This window comes from Bradyrhizobium shewense (assembly GCF_900094605.1).
Lineage (GTDB): Bacteria > Pseudomonadota > Alphaproteobacteria > Rhizobiales > Xanthobacteraceae > Bradyrhizobium > Bradyrhizobium shewense.
In genome coordinates this window covers 261,544-280,956 of sequence record NZ_FMAI01000008.1, presented here as the reverse complement: position 1 = coordinate 280,956, position 19,413 = coordinate 261,544, and the positions used below count along the sequence as shown (strand labels likewise).

Here is a 19,413-nt window from a genome sequence, read left to right as displayed (position 1 = left end):
AGAGGGACGTCAGTTCGACTTCGTCGCTGGAGCCGCGGAGGGCTGCGCCGCGGCCTGCGGGGCGCGGCCGACGACGACGGTCAGGAGACCCTGGCCCCAAAGGCGCTTGGCGGCGGCCTTGGCGTCGTCCAGCGTCACGGCATCGACGATGGCGTTGCGCTTCTCGATATAGTCGATCGGCAGCTTGTCCTGCTGGTACTGCAGCAGCGCCTGCGCCAGCTTGGAGGAGGTATCGAGCGCCAGCATCTGCGAGCCCTTGAGGTACGACTTGGCCTCGTCGAGCTCCTTCTGCGTCGGGCCTTCCTCGGCGATCCGGCGCACTTCCTTTTCAATGGCATCGATGGTGTCGCCGGCGCGGTCGGCGCGCGTGCCGGTATTGCCGATGAACACCGCCGAATGCTCCATCCAGAGCAGCGATTCGAACACGGAATAGGCGAGGCCTCGCTTCTCGCGGACCTCGCGATAGAGCCGCGAGGACAATCCGCCGCCGCCGAGGATGTGGTTGACGACATAGGCCGCCATGAAGTTGGGATCGCTGCGCTTCACGCCCGGGCCGCCGAACGTGATCACGGTTTGCGGCACGTCGAGGGTCACGAAGGCGCGTTGCGGCGGCTTTGCGGCCTCGACGTCCGGAACCGGCGTGAGGTTGGCTTTGGCGGGCAGGCTACCGAACGTGTGGTCGAGCAGCTTGCCGAGCGTCGCCGGATCGACGTCGCCGACGACAGCGATCTTCAGCCCATCCTTCGCAAGCACGCGGCCGACATAGTCTTTCATGTCGGGGACCGTGATGGTCGGCACGCTGTCGAGGTTGCCGTTGGTCTGCCGGCCATAGGGATGATCGCCGAAGGCGACCTCCAGGAATTTGCGGCTCGCCAGCGAGGTCGGATTGGTGGTCTCGCGGCGCAGGCCCGAGACGACCTGCGAGCGGATGCGTTCGACATCGGCGGTGTCGAAATGCGGCGAGGTCAACGCGCTCCTGAGCAGGTCGAAGGCCTCGTCCTTGTTGTCGCGCAGCATGCGCAGGCTGCCGCGGAAAGTATCGCGGGTGGCGCTGAAGGAAAGCTCGATGGCGCGGCGGTCGAGCCGCTCGTGGAAGGTCTTAGAGTCGAGATCGCCGGAGCCTTCGTCGAGGAGATCGCCGACCAAATTGGCGACGCCCGGCTTGTCCTTGGGATCCTGCGCCGAGCCGCCGGCAAAGGAATATTCCATGGCGATCAGCGGCACGGTCGCGTCCTGCACGAACCAGGCCTCGATACCGCCCGGCGAGACCAGGTGCTGGATCTTTGCGGCCGCCTGCGACGGCGAGACCGAAGCGAGCGCAAGCGCAGCGCCGGTGGCAAGGGAGAATGCAGCGCGTCGAAGGAAAGGATAGGTCACGAACGCTTCTCCTCGCGCTTGGTGGCGGCGGTGTCCTTGATCAGATAGCCCGTCACCGAGCGCTTCTTCTCGAGCCATTTCTGCGCAACGGCGCGGACCTGCTCGGCGGTGACCGCGCGGATGCGGTCGGGCCAGCTCCTGATGTCCTCGATCGACAGGCCCGTGGTCAGCGCGCCGCCATACCAGCGTGCCAGCACCGCCTGATTGTCCTGGGCGTAGATCGCCTCAGCGATCAGCTGGGTCTTGACCCGCTCCAGATCCTCGGCGCGGATCGGGTTCTGCGCGACATTGGCGATGACGCCATCGACCGCCTGCTCGACCTCGGCGAAGCTGACGCCGGGTTTCGGTGAAGCCGAGATCGCGAACTGGGTCGGGTCGAGCGAGATGCTCGAATAGCTGGCGTTGGCGGAGACCGCGAGCGGCTTGTCGACGACGAGGGCGCGGTAGAGATAGGAATTGCTGCCGCTGCCCATCAGCTGCGCCAGCACGTCGAGGGCGGCGCTTTCACCGGCCGCGGCCGTGGTTGCCGAGGGCACCAGATAATAACGCCGCATGCTCGGTTGCTCGACGCGCGGGTCGGCCAGCGTGACGGTGCGCGGGGCGGCGGGCTCCGGCTCCTGAGGACGGACGCGCCGCGCCGGAATCGCTGATTGCGCCGGGATGGAGCCGAAATTGCGCTCGACCAGCGGGCGTATGTCGGCGGCCTCGACGTCGCCGGCGATCACCAGGATGGCGTTGTTCGGCGCATAGAAGCGGCGGTAGAAGGCGAGTGCGTCCTCGCGGTCGAGCTTCTCGATCTCCTGGTGCCAGCCGATCACGGGACGGCCGTAGGGATGATTGAGATAGAGCGCGGCCATGATCTGCTCGTTCAGCCGCGCGTCCGGATTGTTGGCGACGCGCATGTTGTACTCTTCGAGCACGACGTCGCGCTCGGGCAGCACGTTCTCGTCCTTGAGGATGAGGCCCGTCATGCGGTCGGCCTCGAACTCCATCATGGTCGGCAGCTGCTCTTTCGGCACGCGCTGGTAATAGTTGGTGTAGTCGACCGAGGTCGAGGCGTTCTCGTTGCCGCCGACGCGAAGCACGGTCTGGGAGAATTCGCCGACGGGATGCTTCGAGGTGCCCTTGAACATCAGGTGCTCGAGGAAGTGGGCGAGGCCGGATTTGCCCGGCGTTTCGTCGGCCGAACCGACCTTGTACCAGATCATCTCGGTGACGACGGGCGTGCGGTGATCGGGGATCACCACGACCTGCATGCCGTTGCTGAGCGTGAAGCTGGCGGGCGGGGCCGATGTTACCGTGGTCTGGGCAAGGGCCGCGCCGGCCGAAAGGATGCTCGTCGAAAGCAGCGCGGCAAGGAGGCAGGCAGCCGATCGGTAAGAGGACATTATGATCCTTTTGAAAGGCCGAGGTCCGGATGTCCGGCTCGGACGGCACGGCATGCTACACCGTGCGGCTGAGGCTTCGCGTCACGAAGCAGAGAACTCAACGCATAGGCAAGTTACTGATCAGCAATTTATGCACCTCGGCCGGCGTACATGATCGCCGGCGCGGGTTCGCGTCTGTCGGACAGGAACGCTATTGTTCCTTGTCTTTGCCGGACATGATGTCGAAATAGGTCCGCCGCGACTTATCCGGCCCGGCGCCATAGGAGTAGTTCGGAGACGGCGTCTGATAGCCCGGCGGCGGCTCGACCAGCGACTGGCGCGGCGGCTCCTCGGTGAATTTCTTTTCTTCGGTGGCGTTGCCGCCCTTCATCATATTCCACAGGCCGCCGGAGAAGCCGAGTTCGGCGGGGCTGAGTGACGGATTGCCATTGGTGCCCGGCTGGATCGGGTCATTGCTTGTCCGGGGGGCTGCGGCGACCTGGCCGGCCTTCATCTCGGCGGGCGTCAGCGGTCGGGCGGCCTGCCAGTTTTCCGTTTCCTTGGTGGCTTTCTTGCGCGCGGCGATGGCTTCCTTGCGGCGCTTCTCCTCGGGGTCCTTGGGCCAGTTCGGAGCGGCCTTGGCCTGGGTCGCGGGAGGCGGCAGGTCGAGCTTGGGCGGCACGACCAGCGGCGAGCGCTCGCGGTATTCGATGCCGGGCTTTTCCATGCTCTTGGCGCCGATGCCGGACATCAGATTGTCGATGATCTTCTCTTCGAAGGTCATCCCGTCATCTTCATCGTCGTCGTCACCGGCGCGTGCTACGCCAGCCGACATGACGAGACCGATGCCGAGCGCGACGGCGGACAATTTCAACGCCCGCCAAAGCCCCAATCGGGGGTCTCGAACCATCGAAATGCTGGTCTTCGAGCTGCGCATTACTGTACCTGTTCCATATTGTGTCAGATCGCCGCTCGCACGCGGCAAACCCTCGCAAAGGCCGGGTTCCACCTGCCGGTCCGTATCGGCCGGGATCAGGGCGCTTTTGCGGCGGGTACCCCCAGGAAGGAATCATACAATAGCCCCGCCACCCCAGCAACGATGGCCACGTCGGCGAGGTTAAACACATACCAATTATAGGTGTTTCCGCCGATCTCGATGTGGAGCAGGGCGAAATCGACCACCGCGCCATAAGCGAGGCGGTCGATGCCGTTGCCGATGGCGCCGCCGATGATCAGGCCCAGCGCGACCGTGGCAAGCCGGGTGTGCGATCGGGCCATCCAGATCACCAGCGCGACCACCGCGACGGCCTTGACGGCCATCAGCGCGAGCTGTGCCGCCTGGCTGTCGTTCTGGAGCCAGCCGAAGCTGATGCCGATGTTCCAGGCCAGCACCAGGTCGAAGAACGGCGTCACTTTCACCACGCCGCGACGGGCGAGGTCGAACCCATTCAGCAGCCAGAGCTTTGAGGCCTGGTCGGCCACGAGCGTGACCAGGGCCGCGAGGATGCCGGCGCGGAGCGGGGTCATGGCCCGGGGGATCAGACCGCCACCCCCAGCGCCTTCCACTCGCGCAGCGCCTTGGCGTCGCGCGGGGTGACGTCGGGGTATTCAGCGTCTTCGCCGACCGTCGGGGAGATCTTCCAGGAGCGGGCGCATTTGGTGCCGACCGCCTTCTCCACCACGACCGCGACACCGGGGACGGCATCGAGCCGGAACGCATCGGCGGGCGCCTCGCCTTCGCGCACCTCGTAATTCGAGGTGATGCAGATTTCGGCGAGGTCGACGTCGAACAGCGTCATCAGCATGTCCCGGTCGGCGACATAGATCACCGGCGACGCTTCCAGCGAGGAGCCGATGTTCTTGGCGGCGCGTTCGAGCTCGAGCGCGCCGGTGACGACGCGGCGGACGTTGCGGATCGCTTCCCATTTCGCGGCGAGCTTGTCGTCGCGCAGGGCTTCGAGATCGGTCGGGAACTGGGTCAGATGCACCGAGGGTTCTGCCTCGGGCCGGTACATGCGCCAGCCTTCCTCCGCGGTGAAGCTGAGGATCGGCGCCAGCCATTTCAGGACCGAGGCGCACAACAGGTCGATCGTCGTCAGCGCCGCCTTGCGCGTCGGCGAGGACGGCGGATCGCAATACAGCGTATCCTTGCGGATGTCGAAATAGAACGCCGAGAGCTCGCTGTTCAGGAAAGCGGACAGGATCGCGACCACCGATTTGAAGTCGAACTCCCGATAGGCCTTGTCGACCGCAGCGGCGCGGATCGCGAGCTCGTGCAGCATCAACCGTTCGAGCTCGGGCATCTCGGCAGGCGCCACTGCGTCGGCCGGCTTGTAATGGTGCAGCGTGCCGAGCATCCAGCGCACGGTGTTGCGCAGCTTGCGGTAGGTCTCGACGGTGTTCTTCAGGATCTCGGGACCGATGCGCTGGTCGTCGGTGTAGTCGCAGGACGCGACCCAGAGCCTCAAGATGTCGGCGCCGGATTCCTTGATGACGGCCTGCGGCTCGATGGTGTTGCCGAGCGACTTCGACATCTTGCGGCCGTCCTCGGCCTGGGTGAAACCGTGGGTCAGCACGATGTCGTAGGGCGCGCGGCCGCGCGTGCCGCAGCTTTCCAGCAGCGAGGAGTGGAACCAGCCGCGATGCTGGTCCGAGCCTTCCAGATACATCACCGTGTCGGTGCCGCCGTCGACCTTGCGCTTGATGCCGGCGAGCCCGGGAAACTGCACGGGGTCTTCGAGCACGAAGGCGTGCGTCGAGCCGGAATCGAACCAGACGTCGAGGATGTCGTCGACCTTCTGCCAGTCTTCATTGGCCCGTGCGCCCAGGAAGCGCTCGCGCGCACCTTTCGCGTACCAGGCATCGGCGCCTTCCTGCTCGAAGGCATCGCCGATACGGGTATTGACGGCCTCGTCCTGGAGGATATCGGCGGAGCCGTCGCCCTTCTCGCGAACGAACACGGCGATCGGCACGCCCCAGGCGCGCTGGCGCGAGATCACCCAGTCGGGGCGCGCCTCGATCATGCCGTTGATGCGGTTTTCGCCTGAAGGCGGCACCCATTGCGTCACCGAGATCGCGTGCAGCGCGCGGGCCCGCAGCGTGTCGCCGCTCTTGGTCTTGCCGCTCACCGCAACATCCTTGTCCATCGCGATGAACCATTGCGGCGTATTGCGGAAGATCACCGGCTTCTTGGAGCGCCAGGAGTGCGGATATTGGTGCTTGAGCCGGCCGCGCGCGAGCAGCATGCCCTTTTCGACGAGCGCCTTGATCACGGCCTCGTTAGCGTCGCCCTTCTCGCCCTTGTCGTTGATGACCCGCTTGCCGACAAAGCCCGGCGCATGATCGGTGTAGGCGCCGTTCTCGTCGACGGTATAGGGGATTGCCGTGGTGATGCCGCGCGCATCGAGATCACGCGCCTGCGCCATCCAGGCATCGAAGTCCTCGCGGCCATGGCCGGGCGCGGTGTGCACGAAACCGGTGCCGGTGTCGTCGGTGACGTGGTCGCCGGGCAATAGCGGCACGATGAAGTCGTACCCGCCGGCAAGGCCCTTCAGCGGATGGGCGCATTCGATCGCGTCCATGGTGTCGCCGGGGATATCGCGCACCTTCTCGAAGGCCGTCACGCGTGCCTGCTTGAAGACTTCCTCAGCGAGTGCGTCGGCGAGGATCAGCAGATCGCCGGTCCTGGTCCAATTGTCGGCGGGTGCGTCCGTCACCTTGTACAGGCCGTAGGCGATCTTCGGCGAGAACGAGATGGCGCGGTTGCCGGGCAGGGTCCAGGGCGTGGTGGTCCAGATCACGACGCTTGCGGAGGCGAGCGCACCGTGCGCGGGCGACGTGACCGGGAATTTCACCCACACCGTATCGGAGGTGTGGTCCTCGTACTCCACCTCGGCTTCGGCGAGCGCGGTCTTCTCGACCACGCTCCACATCACCGGCTTGGAGCCGCGATAGAGCGTGCCGTTGGCCGCGAACTTCATCAGCTCGCGCGCGATCTGGGCTTCGGCCGGGAAGCTCATGGTGGCGTAGGGATGATCCCAGTCGCCGATGACGCCGAGGCGCTTGAACTCTTCGCGTTGCACGCCGAGCCAATGCGTGGCGTAGGCGCGGCACTCCCGGCGGAAATCGATCATCGCGGCACTGTCGCGGAAGTCGGGCTTCTGCTTGCCCTTCTTGCGATAGTGCTCCTCCTCGACCTTCCACTCGATCGGCAGGCCGTGGCAGTCCCAGCCCGGCACGTAGTTGGAATCGAAGCCGAGCATCTGCTGGCTCTTGGTGACGAGATCCTTGAGGATCTTGTTCAGCGCCGTGCCGATATGGATGTTGCCATTGGCATAGGGCGGGCCGTCATGCAGCACGAACTTGGCGCGGCCCTTGGCGCTCTCGCGCAGCTTCTCGTAGAGGCCGATCTCGTACCAGCGCTTGAGGATCTCCGGCTCGCGCTGCGGCAGGCCGGCGCGCATCGGGAATTCGGTCTGCGGCAGGAACAGGGTCTTCGAATAGTCTTTGGCTTCAGACTTTGGGGACTTTTGCGGCTTTTCGGACATGAGGCTGACTGGCTCGGAAGGGCGCGGGAACGGATGGCGATGCGGAATCGCGGGGTGAAACGACAAAATCCCGGTCTTGCGCCGAGCCCCGAAGGCTCAGGCGGAAGCCGGGCCGCTAATCCCTATGATGCGCCGCGAAAACATGGGCTCTCCATAGCAGGGGGCCAAGGGAAGCGCAAAGGTTCGGGGAGGCTGGGGTCGAGGCTCAATCGATGGTGCCGAGCGTCGGAAACGCGTCCGGAGCAGCCGCCAGGATGGCGTGGGCACGGGCAGAATCGTCGTCCATCTGCCGGATCAGAGCCTCCAGGCTGTCGAATTTCAGCTCCTCGCGGATGAAGCCGACGAAGGCGCAGTCCAGAGCCTGCCCGTAGAGGTCGCCCTTGAAGTCGAACAGGAAGATCTCGAGGAGGGGAGCGCCATTATCAAAGGTCGGGCGGCGGCCGAAGCTCGCCACCCCGTCCAGCCGCTCAGGCCCGCGGCCGACCCGCACCGCATAGATGCCGTGCTTCAGGCCGCAATTGGCGTCGAGGCGCATGTTGGCCGTGGGGTAGCCGAGATCGCGGCCGCGCTTCTCGCCATGGATCACTTCGCCAGTGACGAACCAGGGTGCGCTCAGCATGGTGGTGGCCTCGTCCAGCTGGCCTTCGGCGAGAGCGATCCGGATCGCGCTGGAGGACACCGGCCGCTCGTCGATGTCGACATGGGGCTGCACGTCGACCTCGATCCCGAGCCGGGGCGCTTCGTTGACCAGAAGGCTCGGCGAGCCGACGCGTCCTTTGCCGAAATGGAAGTCATAGCCGACCGCGATCCCGCTGACGCCGAGCCGCCCGATCAGGTCATGGTGAATGAAGTCTTGCGCGCTGGTTCCGGCACGGGCCTTGTCGAAGGTCATGACCACGGCGCCGGCAAGTCCGGTGCCGGCCAGAAGCCGCAGCTTGGCCCGCTCGTCCGTCAGGCGGAATTGAGGGGTGTTGGGGCTGAAAAACCGCCGCGGATGCGGTTCGAAGGTCAATGCCAGCGCGGGGCGGCCCTGCGCCCGGCCCATTTCCAGGGCTGCGGCGATCACGGCGCGGTGGCCGAGATGAACCCCGTCGAAATTGCCCATCGCGACCACGGCACCCCTCGGAATGGCGGAGACCGGCGTGGTGTCGCGGATAACGGTAAAATGCGGAGCCATCAGGGGAATTCTCAAACCGGCGGGACCGGCCGGGACCGTGGCGCGACCGGCCGGATGAAGTCAAGCGGGAGCGGGCGGCCGCATCGAACGCGATTTCAGTCCTTGGGGGGCGTCCCCAATTAACGCGCTGTTTAACGCCTTGGTGCTAGTCCTTGAGCGTGGAACTGCCGGGCTCCGGCTTGGGCAGGTCCGATCGTAATATTCCTGCGCTTGTGTTGGGGGAGTCGAGATGGCGGTTGATTTGTCGATGCCGGTTCTGGTGGTGGATGACTACAGCACCATGATCCGTATCATCAGGAATCTGCTGAAGCAGCTTGGCTTCGAGAACATCGATGATGCCAGCGACGGTTCGGCAGCATTGAACAAGATGCGCGGCAAGAAATACGGGCTCGTGATCTCCGACTGGAACATGGAGCCGATGACGGGTTACGACCTGCTGCGCGAAGTGCGCGCGGATCCGAACCTCGCCACCACGCCCTTCATCATGATCACGGCAGAATCCAAGACCGAGAACGTGATCGCGGCCAAGAAGGCCGGCGTGAACAACTACATTGTCAAGCCGTTCAACGCGGCGACGCTGAAGACCAAGATCGAGGCGGTCTTCCCGGACATGGCGAGCGCGTAAAGCGCCGCCTGAGTTTTTGGCTGAATTCGCAAGGCCCGGGCTTGTCCCGGGCTTTCTGCGTTTTTTTCTGTCATTCCGGGGCGCTCGAAGAGCGAACCCGGAATCTCGAGATTCCGGGTTCGGTGCTAACGCACCGCCCCGGAATGACGATCGCTACCACTTCAATTCGCGCATCAGCGCTTTCGGCGGGTGGCCGAACAATTCCATCACCGATGCCGGGTCGAGCTGATCGAGCCCCTCGAACTCCTCGGCATGGATGCCGCGGGTGACGAACAGGCAGTCGATACCGAATTCGCGCGCGCCGGTTAAGTCGGTGCGGACGGAATCGCCGATCGCCAGCACTTTCTTCCGGTCGATCGGATGGCCCTGGCGTTCGCCGGCGAGTGCCATCGCGCGCTCATAGATCGGCCGGTGCGGCTTGCCGTAGAAGATCACTTCGCCGCCGAGCTCGCGATAGAGCTCCGCGATGGCGCCGGCGCAATAGATCAGCCGGTCGCCGCGTTCGACCACGATGTCGGGGTTGGCGCAGACCAGCGTCAGCTTGCGCTCGCGCGCCTTCAGCATCATGCCGCGATAGTCTTCCGCCGTTTCGGTCTCATCGTCATAGAGGCCGGTGCAGACGATGTAGTCGGCTTCCTCCAGCGGCGCGGTTTTCGCGTCGAGGCCGCGATAGATCGAGTTGTCGCGCTCGGGGCCCAGCCAGAACATCTTGCGGCCGGGATGCTCGGCGACATAGAGCCGGGTCAGGTCGCCGGACGAAACGATCGCGTCATAGGTCTCGTCGGCGACGCCGAGCTTGCGCAATTGCCGCTGCACGCTGTCGGCCGGGCGCGGGGCGTTGGTGATCAGGATCACCGTACCGCCGTGGCTGCGATAAGTGTGCAGCGCCTCGCAGGCTTCGGGGAAGGATTCTAGGCCGTTATGGACCACGCCCCAGATGTCGCTGAGCACGACATCGACACCGCCCACGAGCTCGCGCAGGCTTTCGGCGAAATGCAGCGTGGTCATGATGCGCAGCGCCGATCAGATGCGGCGCGCGAGCGCCGCGTTGCCGGTGATGCGTTGTGCCGGAGGAGCGGCTGACGTCGCGCCAGATGTCGCGCCTTGGCTGGGGGGAGCGGAGCCATTGGATCCCTGAATGTCCTGCGCCTGGTTCGGCGAGGCCCCGCCGGTAGCAGATGCCCCCTCAGGCCGCAATGGCCGGGGCGGCGCGAACAGGAACCCCTGGCCGAACCGCACGTCATAGTCGAGCAGGTCCACGACCGCGCGCTCGCCTTCGATCCGCTCCGCGATCAGGTCGATGCCGAAGCGGCCGAGCAGGTCGGAGAGGTCCGAAGGATGGATGTCCGAGGCGGAGGCCTGCCTGGGGTCGAGCAGCAGCGTGGCCGGCACCTTGATGAAGCGCACCCCGCGGTCGGCCAGCTCGCGCGGCTCGATCCTGAGATCGGTGACATGATCGATCGAGAAACGGAAGCCGCGCTGGGCCAGCGCCGCGAGATTCTCGGTCTCGGCCGGGCCGAGACTGCGGAACGTCGATTGCTTGAACTCCAGCACCAGCGAGGGCGCCAGCGCCCGGTTGGCTTCGAGGAAGTCGAGGCATTGCGCGAAGGTGGTGGAATTACCGAGCGTGGAGGCCGCGACGTTGCAGAACACGCCGACGTCCTTGTTGCGCACCATCAGGCGCCGCAGCACCTGCACACAGCGCAGCATCACCATGTTGTCGATGCGCCCGATCAGGCCGGACGCTTCCGCGATGCTGATGAACTCCTCGGCGGCGATCAGCTGGTCGCGCTCGTCACGCAGGCGCGTCACCGCCTCGTAGAACCGCACCTTGCGTTGCGGCAGCGTCACCATCGGCTGGAGGAAGATGTCGATGCGGTTTTCGTCGATCGCGTTGCGCAGCGTCGCCAGCAGCTGGGTCTGGTTGCGCCCGTTGACTGCCGGAACCGGATTGGCGGCCAGGGTCTGGACCGCCGGTGCCGGTCGTGACGGCGGTGCGGGCAGCGGGGGAGGGGCCGCCGGCCGCTCCTCGAACGGCGCAATCAGGTCGATCGGCGCCTCCGGCTCCAGCCTGGCGATCGGAGCGGGAACGGGAGCCGGAGCTGGCGCATTGCCGGCCAACAGATCCTCATGGGTCGATACGGTGGTGGCGAGTTGCCTGACCAATCCGCCGAGCTCGTTGATCTCGCCGACCACCGACTGGATGCGGTCGGAGTTGGTCGAATTGGACGAGGCGATGCGTCCCTCGATCGCGGCTAACCGGCGGCCGAACTCCGCCACCTGGCGGGCGAGGTCGGCGGTGCCGCGCGACAGGTCGGCGATCTGGCCGCCGACGTCGCTGCGGTCGCGCAGCCGCATCGAGACCGCGTTGTAGAGGATCAGGAAGGTCAGCACGGTCAGCGCCACGATCGCGGATTCGGTTCCGCTGATGCCGGCGACTGCGTAGAGCACAAGCCCGAGCGAGGCCGCGACCAGTACCATGCAGATGGCGATGAAGATCGTCGAAATGCGAATCATGCCGCGCGCTACGCCTCAAAGAGCTGACTGCCTCACCCGGGAAAACACGGGCCGCTGTACGATCCCGTCACGCCTCATGCTCCCCCAAGCCGCATGAGCTTAACATCATTGTTGATTCGAGGGGATAGCAGCCCGTTCTCGGGCGCGGTCAGGCTGGCGCGGCGGCTCCGACCGTGTCGGCCGAGACGGCGTCGCGGGTGCCGAGCGACTTGGGCGGCCCTTCGGTCGTGTCCTTCAGCGTCTGCCGTTCGATCTCCGAATTCAGCTCGGCGCCGAACATGATGACGATCGCCGACATCCACATCCAGGTCATCAAACCGATGGCGGCGCCGAGCGAGCCGTAGGTCGCATTGTAATTGGCAAACTCCGAGAGGTACCAAGAGAGCAGCGCCGAGCCGGCGATCCAGAGAATGGCGGCAATCACCGCGCCGAGGCTGAGCCATTGCCAGCGCGGCGCATCGCGGCTGGGCGCGAAGCGGTAGAGAATCGCAAGCGCCACCAGCAGGACGAGGAACATGAGCGGCCATCGTGCCAGCGCCACGATCAGCTTGCTTTCGGGCGCCATGCCGAGATGATTGAGCGCCAGCGGGAAGGCAACGACAAGCCCCACCATCACCAGCAGCGCCACGATGCCGCCGACCGTGAAGGCCAGAGACACCATATTAAGCTTGATGAAGCTGCGCTTCTCGCGCTCCTCATAAGCGACGTTGAGTGCATCGAAGATCGCCTTGACGCCCGCATTGGCGCTCCAGATCGCCAGCACAAGGCCGAACAGGAACGTCGCACCGAGCGTGGTACTGCCATGCGAGACCACGCGCGCCACCTGATCCTCGACGATCTGGAACGAGCCCTCAGGGAGCATCGTCGCGAGCGTCTGCAGATTGGCGCTGATCGTCTTGGGATCGGCGAACAGGCCGTAGGAGGAAACCAGCGCCGTAACCGCCGGAAAGATCGCGAGCAGCCCGAAGAACACGACGCCGCCCGCTGTCGCCAGAAGGCGATCCTCGTCGATGCGCTGATAGGTCCGCCAGAAGATATCCTTCCAGCCCTTCCAGGGGATCTCAAACGGGCTCTTGGCGCGGCGGCCATGGCCGGGCTGCACGGCCGCGCGCGCGGGGTGCGTCTCCGGAGAATTCGCCTCGCCTTTGCGATGGTCTTGCGGCGGCCCCGATGGGACCAGGTCCCTGTCCTGAAAGTAGCGCTCCGCCGTCAGCACGAAGACGGCCGTGGCGGCCACCAGCAGCCAGGAATCCAGCTGTTCGGAGCGCCGCACCAGCATTCAAGCGTCCAATCTTTGACCGTGACGTCTGCGCCGCGCCGCCGTGAACCCCGCCAGCCCAATCGCCGCGAGCATCAGGCCAAGCTGCACGGGCCGGTTGGTGCGAACGGGTGAGGCCCTTCTGCCATGGCCGCGCTCGCCCGGCGCGAGCGGCACCAGGGGAATCGTCGTCGCGACCTCCTTCACCGCCTGCTTGACCGTTCCGCGCGGAATCCGCGGGGAAGCGATCGCAACGCGCATCCGGCTGGCGAGCGGTACGATCTGCTTGGTCGGCCGCTTCATCATCGCCATGGCGACGCCGGCGCAGACCACGGCGAGCACCAGCAGCACGGCGGCGACGGCACCAAAGCCCCAGAATTGTCCGTAGGTGATTGCAACCCAGCGGTAGAGGGCGATCAGGCCGACGAAGAAGGTCGCGATCACGAACAGCCCGGCCACTGCGAACAGACCGGCCGCGACCGCGTAGGACGTCGCGCGTCCGGTGGCCTGGCTGGTGCGGTCACGCAAATACGATTGCGCGGCGCGCTTGAGGTGGTTGAGCTTCAGCGCCATGCCGGCGCGCAGCAATTCGCCCGATGGCGCGAGCATGCGGACATCCTCCGAGAGCGAGATAATTCGTCGGGGGATGAACGTGGCGCTATTTGAGTTGTTCCGACGGAGCTCCGTCCGCGTGTCGAATCAGCCGAGATCGGCGGCCGCGATCCAGAACACCTCGCCCTCGGAGTCCTCGGTGTCGAGCCAGAGCAGCGGCAGTTCCGGGAAGGCCTCGTCGACCAATTCCCGGCCGCGGCCGATCTCGCAGATCAATCCGCCGTCCGGGGTGAGATGATCGGGCGCCTCAGCCAGGATGCGGCGCACCACGTCGAGGCCGTCGGCGCCGCCGTCGAAGGCGAGCTTGGGTTCGGCGCGGCACTCAGGCGGCAGTGCGGCCATGCCTTCTGCGTCGACATAGGGCGGGTTGGTGATGATCAGGTCGTAACGCGCATCGCCGAGCGGGGCGAACAGATCGCCGCGATACAGGCTGATCCGGTCCTCGAGCCCATATTCGCCGATATTTCGCGTGGCGACCTCGAACGCGCCCTTGGAGATGTCGACGGCATCGACGGCGGCGTTCGGGAAATGATGCGCGGCGAGGATGGCGAGGCATCCGGATCCCGTGCAGAGATCGAGCACGCGCTCGACGCCCGTAGGGTCGTCGATCAGCGCTCCAGCATTGCCTTCGCCGCCGAAATGCGACTCCAGGAGCTCGCCGATGAAGGAGCGCGGAACGATGACGCGCTCGTCGACATAGAAGGGCAGGCCGCGCATGTAGATCTTGTTAACGAGATAGGCGGCCGGTTTGCGCGTGGTGACGCGTTGATGGATGAGGTCGAGGATGGTCTTGCCTTCGGCCGCCGTGACCCGTGCGTTGGCAAAAATCTCGAACTGCTCGGGATTGAGATGCAGCGCTTCGCTCACCAGGAAGGCTGCTTCGGCAACCGGATCGGTCGTCCCGTGCGCAAAGGCGAGCTTGGCTTCGACAAAGCGGCTCACCCCGTAGCGGACGAAATCGAGCAGCGTGAGAAGTTCGCCCGGGCCGACTTTGGCGAGCTTGGGCGCGGCGCGGCCGCCGACGGTCTTTTTGGATGCTTTTGCCATCAGGATTTGGTCCAGCGTGCGGCGGCCTCGTCGTCGCGGGCGTGGGCCTCGACCCAGCCGGTGCCGGTGGCGCTCTCTTCCTTCTTCCAGAACGGGGCGCTGGTCTTGAGGTAATCCATCAGGAACTCGGCCGCTTGGAATGCGGCCTGGCGGTGCTGCGAGGTGGTCAGCACCAGCACGATGTTCTGGCCCGGCATGAAGCGGCCGACGCGATGGATCACGGTGACGCCGTTCAGCGGCCAGCGCGAGGTCGCCTCGTCGGCATGGCGCCTGATCTCTTCCTCGGCCATGCCAGGATAGTGCTCGAGCGTGAGCGCGGCGACCTTGGCGCTGTCATCGTCCGCGCGGCAGATGCCGGAGAAGCTCACGACCGCGCCAATGTCGGTCCGGCTCTTGGTCAGGACCGCGATCTCGCGCGCGATGTCGAAATCGTCTTCCTGGATGCGAATGGTGACGGAGCAGCTGGCGACAGGGGAAGTCATGGCCTAGCCGCCGGTCATCGGCGGGAAGAACGCGATCTCGCGGGCGCCCGCGATCGCGGCATCCGATTTGACATGGGCATGGTCGATCGCGGTGCGGATCACCTTCGGCTTCTCGAACGCGTAGGCATAGGCCTCGCTTTGGCCGGACAGCCAGGCGATCAGGTCCTCGACGGTGCGCACGGTCGCCGGCGGCTCGATGGTTTCCTCCGCCTTGCCGACGCGTTCGCGCACCCAGGCGAAATACTTCACCTTCATCCCTCGTCCTCCTTGATGAGGTGATGGATGCCGGCGCGGAAATAATCGTAGCCGGTGTAGATGGTCACGATCGCCGAGGCCCATAGCAGCGCGAGGCCAATCATCGAGACGACGGGCACCACCTCGTCGCCGGCAGGTCCCGCGAGCAGAAAGCCGATGGCGACGAGCTGGACCGTGGTCTTCCACTTCGCAAGCTTGGTCACGGGTACGCTGACGCGGAGCGCGGCGAGATATTCGCGCAGGCCCGAGACCAGGATCTCGCGGCACAGGATGACGATGGCGGCCCACAACGACCAGCCATGGATGATGCCGTCGGCGGCCAGCATCAGCAGGCACGAGGCGACCAGCAGCTTGTCGGCGATCGGGTCGAGCATCCGGCCGAACGCCGATTGCTGATTCCAGATCCGCGCGTAATAGCCGTCGAGGTAATCGGTGACCGCGGCCGCGATGAAGAGGGCCACCGCCACCCAGCGCAGCCAGAGCGGCTGATCCAGAATCGACTGCGCATAGATGCATCCGACGACGACCGGGATCGCGGCGATCCGGCCATAGGTCAGGATGTTGGGGAGGGACATCGCGCGGCTGGTCGTCCCTCGTGTGGTGGCGATGTTCATCCGTCCTACCAATACCGCTGCTGCCTGAACGTCAACCGTCCCGCACCCCAAATGAGGTGCGGACACGACGATCATATGACTGCGGTCCCCCTTTAATTCATCCCGGCTGGGGATGGAAATACTCGAAAATCCTGCGCGCACTCTCGGCACTGACCCCCGGAACCTTGCCGAGATCGGCGATCGAGGCCCGTTCGATCTCCTTCAGGGTTCCGAAATGATGCAGCAAGGCACGTTTGCGTGACGGGCCGATGCCCGGAATTTCCTGCAAACCGGCCTCGCGGATGTCCTTCTTGCGCAGCTTGCGGTGCGAGCCGATGACGAAGCGGTGGGCCTCGTCGCGCAGCCGCTGGATGAAATAGAGCACGGGGTCGCGCGGCTCCAGCTTGATCGCCTCACGCTCGGGCATGAATAGGGTCTCGCGGCCGGCATCACGGTCCGGTCCCTTGGCGACCGACATCAGCGACACCTGGGTCAGGCCGAGATTTGCAAAGATCTCGCGGACGGCGTTGAGCTGGCCGCGGCCGCCGTCGATGATGACGAGATCGGGCCATTGCGGGAAATCGTCGTCCTTCGCCTTGGTCGCACTCTCCTCGGGCGGGTTGATCAGGCGCTTGAAGCGCCGCTCCAGCACCTCGCGCATCATGGCGAAGTCGTCGCCCGGCGTGATCCCTTCCGACTTGATGTTGAACTTGCGGTACTGGTTCTTCACGAAACCATCGGGGCCGGCGACGATCATGGCGCCGACCGCATTGGTGCCCTGGATGTGGCTGTTGTCGTAGACCTCGATGCGCTTGGGCGAATGCGGCAGGCTCAGCGTCGTGGCGATGGCGTCGAGCAGGCGGCTTTGCGTGGCGGTGTCCGCGAGCTTGCGGCCGAGCGCCTCGCGCGCATTGGTCAACGCGTGGGCGACGAGTTCCTTTTTCTCCCCGCGCTTGGGCGCGGTGACCTCGACCTTGTGGCCAGCCTTGATCGACAGCGCATTGGCGAGCAGCTCGCTTTCCTCGATCTCGTGCGAGAGCAGGATGTTCCTCGGCGGCGGCTTGTCGTCGTAGAACTGGGCGAGGAAGGAGCCGAGCACCTCTTCCGGGGTGTACGTCTTTTCCGCGCGCGGAAAATAGGCCCGGTTGCCCCAGTTCTGGCCGGTGCGGAAGAAGAACACTTCGACGCAGGAGAAGCCACCCTCCTGATGGATGGCGAACACGTCGGCTTCCTCGACCGTGCGCGGATTGATGCCCTGCTGCGACTGGATCGCCGAGAGCGCGGCGAGGCGGTCGCGGTAGAGCGCGGCGCGCTCGAACTCGAGCTCACCGGACGCCTTCTCCATCTCGCCTGCAAGTTCCTGCTTCACCGCATGGCTCTTGCCGGACAAGAAGTCGCTCGCCTCGCGCACCAGGGTCGTATAGCCGGGAAAGTCGATCTCGCGGGTGCAGGGGCCGGCGCAGCGGCGGATCTGGTAGAGCAGGCAGGGCCGGCTGCGGCTCTCGAAGAAGGAATCGGTGCAGGAGCGGATCAGGAAGGCGCGCTGCAGCGCCGTGATGGTGCGGTTGACGGCTCCGGCGGAGGCGAACGGACCAAAATAGCGCCCCGGCCGGCTCTGCGCGCCGCGATGTTTCAGGATCTGCGGCGCCCAATGGTCGCCGGTGATCAGGATGTAGGGAAACGATTTGTCGTCGCGCAGCTGCACGTTGAAGCGCGGCCGCAGCTGCTTGATGAGGTTGGCTTCCAGCAGCAGCGCCTCGGTCTCGGTGTTGGTCGAGACGATCTCCACGGTCACCGTGGCTGCGATCATGCGCAGGATGCGGGCCGGCTGCGGCGCATTCTGGCGCGCATAGTTGGAGAGGCGCTTTTTGACGTTCTTGGCCTTGCCGACATAGAGCACGTCGGCATTCGCATTGAGCATGCGATAGACGCCGGGCGAGGTCGGGGCGAGCCGCACCGCGCGCTCGATCGCCTCATGGCCGGTCGCCAAGGGCTCCTCGCCGACCGCGCCGCTCTCTTCCAGGATATCGGGCAGCCGCGCATCGTCCTCGTCATCGCCGCCGCTGGTGGCGGGATCGAGATCCGGAGGCGTCTCGGCTGGGACGTCCGGCGCGGCGCCACGCACGGGTTTGCGCGCGCGGTCGTCCGGATTGTCGGTGGAATCGTGAACCATGGAGCGAATTTAGGCGCTGGGGGTGCCGATTTGAAGTTCCGGCCGTGCGGCACGCACAGGATGGCGGCGCAGTTCCCGGTAACGCTTGCTTAAGCCTGTTAACAGCGCGGTAACCCGGCTTAACAGCCCTTTAACTTAAAACTCTCGATAAATCTTACGCGAAGAGGTCGTGGTTCCGTAACCATGCGGTTTGCCCTGCGCGGCGGCGCGGGCGCCGCACCGGTGACGGCAGTTGCGTTGGAGTGTGTGATGAAGAGGCTCGTTGTGGGCGCAGCCGCGTTGGTTGCCGCCGGCTGGATAGCTTCGGCGGAGGCCGCCGACATGAATTACGGTCAGCGCGCGCCCTATACCGTCAACCAGCCGCTCAACGCGTACAGCTGGGCAGGCCCCTATCTCGGCGGCAACATCGGCTATGAATGGGGCTCGGTGGACAACAACCCCTCGAAGCCGTCGGGCTTCGTCGGCGGCGTGCAGGCCGGCTACAACTTCCAGAATGGCCCGTTTGTGTTCGGCGTCGAGGGCGACATCCAGGCCGCCGGTGCCGACGACACCTTCGCACCGTGGAAATTCTCCAATCCGTGGTTCGGCACCCTGCGCGGCCGCGCCGGCTATGCCTTCAGCAACGTGCTGTTCTATGGCACCGCCGGCCTCGCCTTCGGCGAGCTGCGTGCGCAGACCTTCGGCTGGACGGAATCGCACACCACCGCCGGCTGGACCATCGGCGCCGGTGCGGAAGTCGGTCTGGCCCCCAACTGGAGCGCCAAGCTGGAATATCTCTACATCGATCTGTCGACGACACAGTTCGCAATTACAGGGGTGTCAAACGGCTATAGCGCCAGCGTTGTGCGCGCCGGCGTGAACTATCGTTTCTGATAGCTGAAGAAGAAAATACCGGACCACAACCTCCCGGCCGCTCGCGGCCGGGAATTTTTTGCGCCAGGTATTTTTTGCGCCAAGTATTGCGCCGAATGTTGTGCGTCAGGCCCGCTAAGACAGGATGACCAGATTGACCGCCTTCGGTCCCTTCCCCTTCTTGTCGGGTTCGACTTCGAAAGTGATACGCTGTCCTTCCGCAAGGTCCTTCAGTCCGGCCCGCTCCACAGCAGTAATATGTACGAAGACGTCGCGGCCGCCGTCGTCAGGCTTGATGAATCCGTAGCCGCGTTCGCCGTTGAAAAACTTGACCGTTCCCGTCATGGCCATCGGGAAACTCCCCCTCATTGCTCCTCCGCCGCGACGCAGACTCACGTCACGACATGACGGGGCACTACGGAGCCCGGGAGCTGGCCATCCTTGGGCGGACCTTAACGGTCCGGCCGGATCTTTCTTAGGCCTTCACTCCGCCGCAACCATTCGCGGAAGCGGAACGTAAAGCCAGTCACG

18 protein-coding genes are annotated in these 19,413 nt (G+C 65.1%); 2 read left to right on the top strand and 16 right to left on the bottom strand.

Annotation, left to right across the window (positions count from 1 at the left end):
* Positions 1-9 precede the first annotated feature (9 nt).
* The 6 genes from GA0061098_RS18045 to GA0061098_RS18020 form a co-directional block, all read right to left on the bottom strand.
* Entirely contained in the window at positions 10-1,377 is a 1,368-nt protein-coding gene (locus tag GA0061098_RS18045; protein WP_165637437.1) for a M16 family metallopeptidase, read from the bottom strand.
* A complete protein-coding gene (locus GA0061098_RS18040; protein ID WP_161966348.1) occupies positions 1,374-2,765 on the bottom strand; it encodes a M16 family metallopeptidase in 1,392 nt (463 codons plus the stop codon). The genes GA0061098_RS18045 and GA0061098_RS18040 overlap by 4 nt, the downstream gene beginning before the upstream one ends.
* Positions 2,766-2,955: 190 nt before the next feature.
* Positions 2,956-3,681 (bottom strand): hypothetical protein, encoded by a 726-nt coding sequence (locus GA0061098_RS18035; RefSeq protein WP_091958645.1) that lies wholly within the window; start codon positions 3,679-3,681, stop codon positions 2,956-2,958.
* A gap of 95 nt (positions 3,682-3,776) precedes the next feature.
* Positions 3,777-4,271: a signal peptidase II gene (gene lspA / locus GA0061098_RS18030; RefSeq protein WP_091958640.1), complete on the bottom strand. Its 495-nt coding sequence runs from the start codon at positions 4,269-4,271 to the stop codon at positions 3,777-3,779.
* 11 nt (positions 4,272-4,282) lie between these two features.
* Positions 4,283-7,291 (bottom strand): isoleucine--tRNA ligase, encoded by a 3,009-nt coding sequence (gene ileS, locus GA0061098_RS18025; protein ID WP_091958636.1) that lies wholly within the window; start codon positions 7,289-7,291, stop codon positions 4,283-4,285.
* A 205-nt stretch (positions 7,292-7,496) separates the two neighbouring features.
* The gene (locus GA0061098_RS18020; RefSeq protein WP_091958632.1) at positions 7,497-8,468 is read right to left on the bottom strand and encodes a bifunctional riboflavin kinase/FAD synthetase; all 972 of its coding nucleotides are present in this window, start codon (positions 8,466-8,468) and stop codon (positions 7,497-7,499) included.
* Between the two features lie 229 nt (positions 8,469-8,697).
* On the opposite strand from GA0061098_RS18020, the gene GA0061098_RS18015 reads away from it, so the two are divergent.
* On the top strand, positions 8,698-9,093 hold the full coding sequence (locus tag GA0061098_RS18015) for a response regulator (protein WP_008567674.1): 396 nt from the start codon (positions 8,698-8,700) through the stop codon (positions 9,091-9,093).
* Between the two features lie 153 nt (positions 9,094-9,246).
* Here the strand turns inward: GA0061098_RS18015 and GA0061098_RS18010 are convergent, their stop codons facing one another.
* The 9 genes from GA0061098_RS18010 to uvrC all read right to left on the bottom strand — a co-directional run bounded on the left by GA0061098_RS18010 (position 9,247) and on the right by uvrC (position 18,030).
* The gene (locus GA0061098_RS18010; protein ID WP_091958629.1) at positions 9,247-10,101 is read right to left on the bottom strand and encodes a TIGR01459 family HAD-type hydrolase; all 855 of its coding nucleotides are present in this window, start codon (positions 10,099-10,101) and stop codon (positions 9,247-9,249) included.
* 15 nt (positions 10,102-10,116) lie between these two features.
* Positions 10,117-11,610 carry an EAL domain-containing protein gene (locus GA0061098_RS18005; RefSeq protein WP_091958625.1) on the bottom strand — a complete coding sequence of 498 codons (1,494 nt, stop codon included), beginning with the start codon at positions 11,608-11,610 and terminating at the stop codon, positions 10,117-10,119.
* A 148-nt stretch (positions 11,611-11,758) separates the two neighbouring features.
* Positions 11,759-12,889, bottom strand: a complete 1,131-nt coding sequence (locus tag GA0061098_RS18000) for a YihY/virulence factor BrkB family protein (protein ID WP_091958621.1) — start codon at positions 12,887-12,889, stop codon at positions 11,759-11,761.
* Positions 12,890-13,477 carry a hypothetical protein gene (locus GA0061098_RS17995; RefSeq protein ID WP_091958616.1) on the bottom strand — a complete coding sequence of 196 codons (588 nt, stop codon included), beginning with the start codon at positions 13,475-13,477 and terminating at the stop codon, positions 12,890-12,892.
* 90 nt (positions 13,478-13,567) lie between these two features.
* Positions 13,568-14,527, bottom strand: a complete 960-nt coding sequence (gene prmB / locus GA0061098_RS17990) for a 50S ribosomal protein L3 N(5)-glutamine methyltransferase (RefSeq protein ID WP_091958613.1) — start codon at positions 14,525-14,527, stop codon at positions 13,568-13,570.
* Entirely contained in the window at positions 14,527-15,009 is a 483-nt protein-coding gene (locus GA0061098_RS17985) for a molybdenum cofactor biosynthesis protein MoaE (RefSeq protein WP_091958609.1), read from the bottom strand. The genes prmB and GA0061098_RS17985 overlap by 1 nt, the downstream gene beginning before the upstream one ends.
* Positions 15,010-15,012: 3 nt before the next feature.
* Positions 15,013-15,264 (bottom strand): molybdopterin converting factor subunit 1, encoded by a 252-nt coding sequence (gene moaD / locus GA0061098_RS17980; RefSeq protein WP_091958605.1) that lies wholly within the window; start codon positions 15,262-15,264, stop codon positions 15,013-15,015.
* Positions 15,261-15,878: a CDP-diacylglycerol--glycerol-3-phosphate 3-phosphatidyltransferase gene (gene pgsA, locus GA0061098_RS17975; RefSeq protein ID WP_018318354.1), complete on the bottom strand. Its 618-nt coding sequence runs from the start codon at positions 15,876-15,878 to the stop codon at positions 15,261-15,263. The genes moaD and pgsA overlap by 4 nt, the downstream gene beginning before the upstream one ends.
* Before the next feature lie 97 nt (positions 15,879-15,975).
* Entirely contained in the window at positions 15,976-18,030 is a 2,055-nt protein-coding gene (uvrC, locus tag GA0061098_RS17970; RefSeq protein WP_091958600.1) for an excinuclease ABC subunit UvrC, read from the bottom strand.
* 249 nt (positions 18,031-18,279) lie between these two features.
* Here uvrC and GA0061098_RS17965 point away from each other — a divergent pair, with 249 nt between their 5' ends.
* Positions 18,280-18,903, top strand: coding sequence for an outer membrane protein (locus GA0061098_RS17965; protein WP_165637436.1), 624 nt, complete (start codon positions 18,280-18,282; stop codon positions 18,901-18,903).
* A 114-nt stretch (positions 18,904-19,017) separates the two neighbouring features.
* Here the strand turns inward: GA0061098_RS17965 and GA0061098_RS17960 are convergent, their stop codons facing one another.
* Positions 19,018-19,233 carry a cold-shock protein gene (locus GA0061098_RS17960; RefSeq protein ID WP_008544396.1) on the bottom strand — a complete coding sequence of 72 codons (216 nt, stop codon included), beginning with the start codon at positions 19,231-19,233 and terminating at the stop codon, positions 19,018-19,020.
* Positions 19,234-19,413 lie beyond the last annotated feature (180 nt).

Bases quoted from the DNA above. Each gene is read 5' to 3' on its own strand.
- GA0061098_RS18040 (WP_161966348.1), bottom strand. From the start codon at position 2,765: ATGTCCTCTTACCGATCGGCTGCCTGCCTCCTTGCCGCGCTGCTTTCG.
- GA0061098_RS18035 (WP_091958645.1), bottom strand. From the start codon at position 3,681: ATGCGCAGCTCGAAGACCAGCATTTCGATGGTTCGAGACCCCCGATTG.
- lspA (WP_091958640.1), bottom strand. From the start codon at position 4,271: ATGACCCCGCTCCGCGCCGGCATCCTCGCGGCCCTGGTCACGCTCGTG.
- ileS (WP_091958636.1), bottom strand. From the start codon at position 7,291: ATGTCCGAAAAGCCGCAAAAGTCCCCAAAGTCTGAAGCCAAAGACTAT.
- GA0061098_RS18020 (WP_091958632.1), bottom strand. From the start codon at position 8,468: ATGGCTCCGCATTTTACCGTTATCCGCGACACCACGCCGGTCTCCGCC.
- GA0061098_RS18015 (WP_008567674.1), top strand. From the start codon at position 8,698: ATGGCGGTTGATTTGTCGATGCCGGTTCTGGTGGTGGATGACTACAGC.
- GA0061098_RS18010 (WP_091958629.1), bottom strand. From the start codon at position 10,101: ATGACCACGCTGCATTTCGCCGAAAGCCTGCGCGAGCTCGTGGGCGGT.
- GA0061098_RS18005 (WP_091958625.1), bottom strand. From the start codon at position 11,610: ATGATTCGCATTTCGACGATCTTCATCGCCATCTGCATGGTACTGGTC.
- GA0061098_RS18000 (WP_091958621.1), bottom strand. From the start codon at position 12,889: ATGCTGGTGCGGCGCTCCGAACAGCTGGATTCCTGGCTGCTGGTGGCC.
- GA0061098_RS17995 (WP_091958616.1), bottom strand. From the start codon at position 13,477: ATGCTCGCGCCATCGGGCGAATTGCTGCGCGCCGGCATGGCGCTGAAG.
- prmB (WP_091958613.1), bottom strand. From the start codon at position 14,527: ATGGCAAAAGCATCCAAAAAGACCGTCGGCGGCCGCGCCGCGCCCAAG.
- GA0061098_RS17985 (WP_091958609.1), bottom strand. From the start codon at position 15,009: ATGACTTCCCCTGTCGCCAGCTGCTCCGTCACCATTCGCATCCAGGAA.
- moaD (WP_091958605.1), bottom strand. From the start codon at position 15,264: ATGAAGGTGAAGTATTTCGCCTGGGTGCGCGAACGCGTCGGCAAGGCG.
- pgsA (WP_018318354.1), bottom strand. From the start codon at position 15,878: ATGAACATCGCCACCACACGAGGGACGACCAGCCGCGCGATGTCCCTC.
- uvrC (WP_091958600.1), bottom strand. From the start codon at position 18,030: ATGGTTCACGATTCCACCGACAATCCGGACGACCGCGCGCGCAAACCC.
- GA0061098_RS17965 (WP_165637436.1), top strand. From the start codon at position 18,280: ATGAAGAGGCTCGTTGTGGGCGCAGCCGCGTTGGTTGCCGCCGGCTGG.
- GA0061098_RS17960 (WP_008544396.1), bottom strand. From the start codon at position 19,233: ATGGCCATGACGGGAACGGTCAAGTTTTTCAACGGCGAACGCGGCTAC.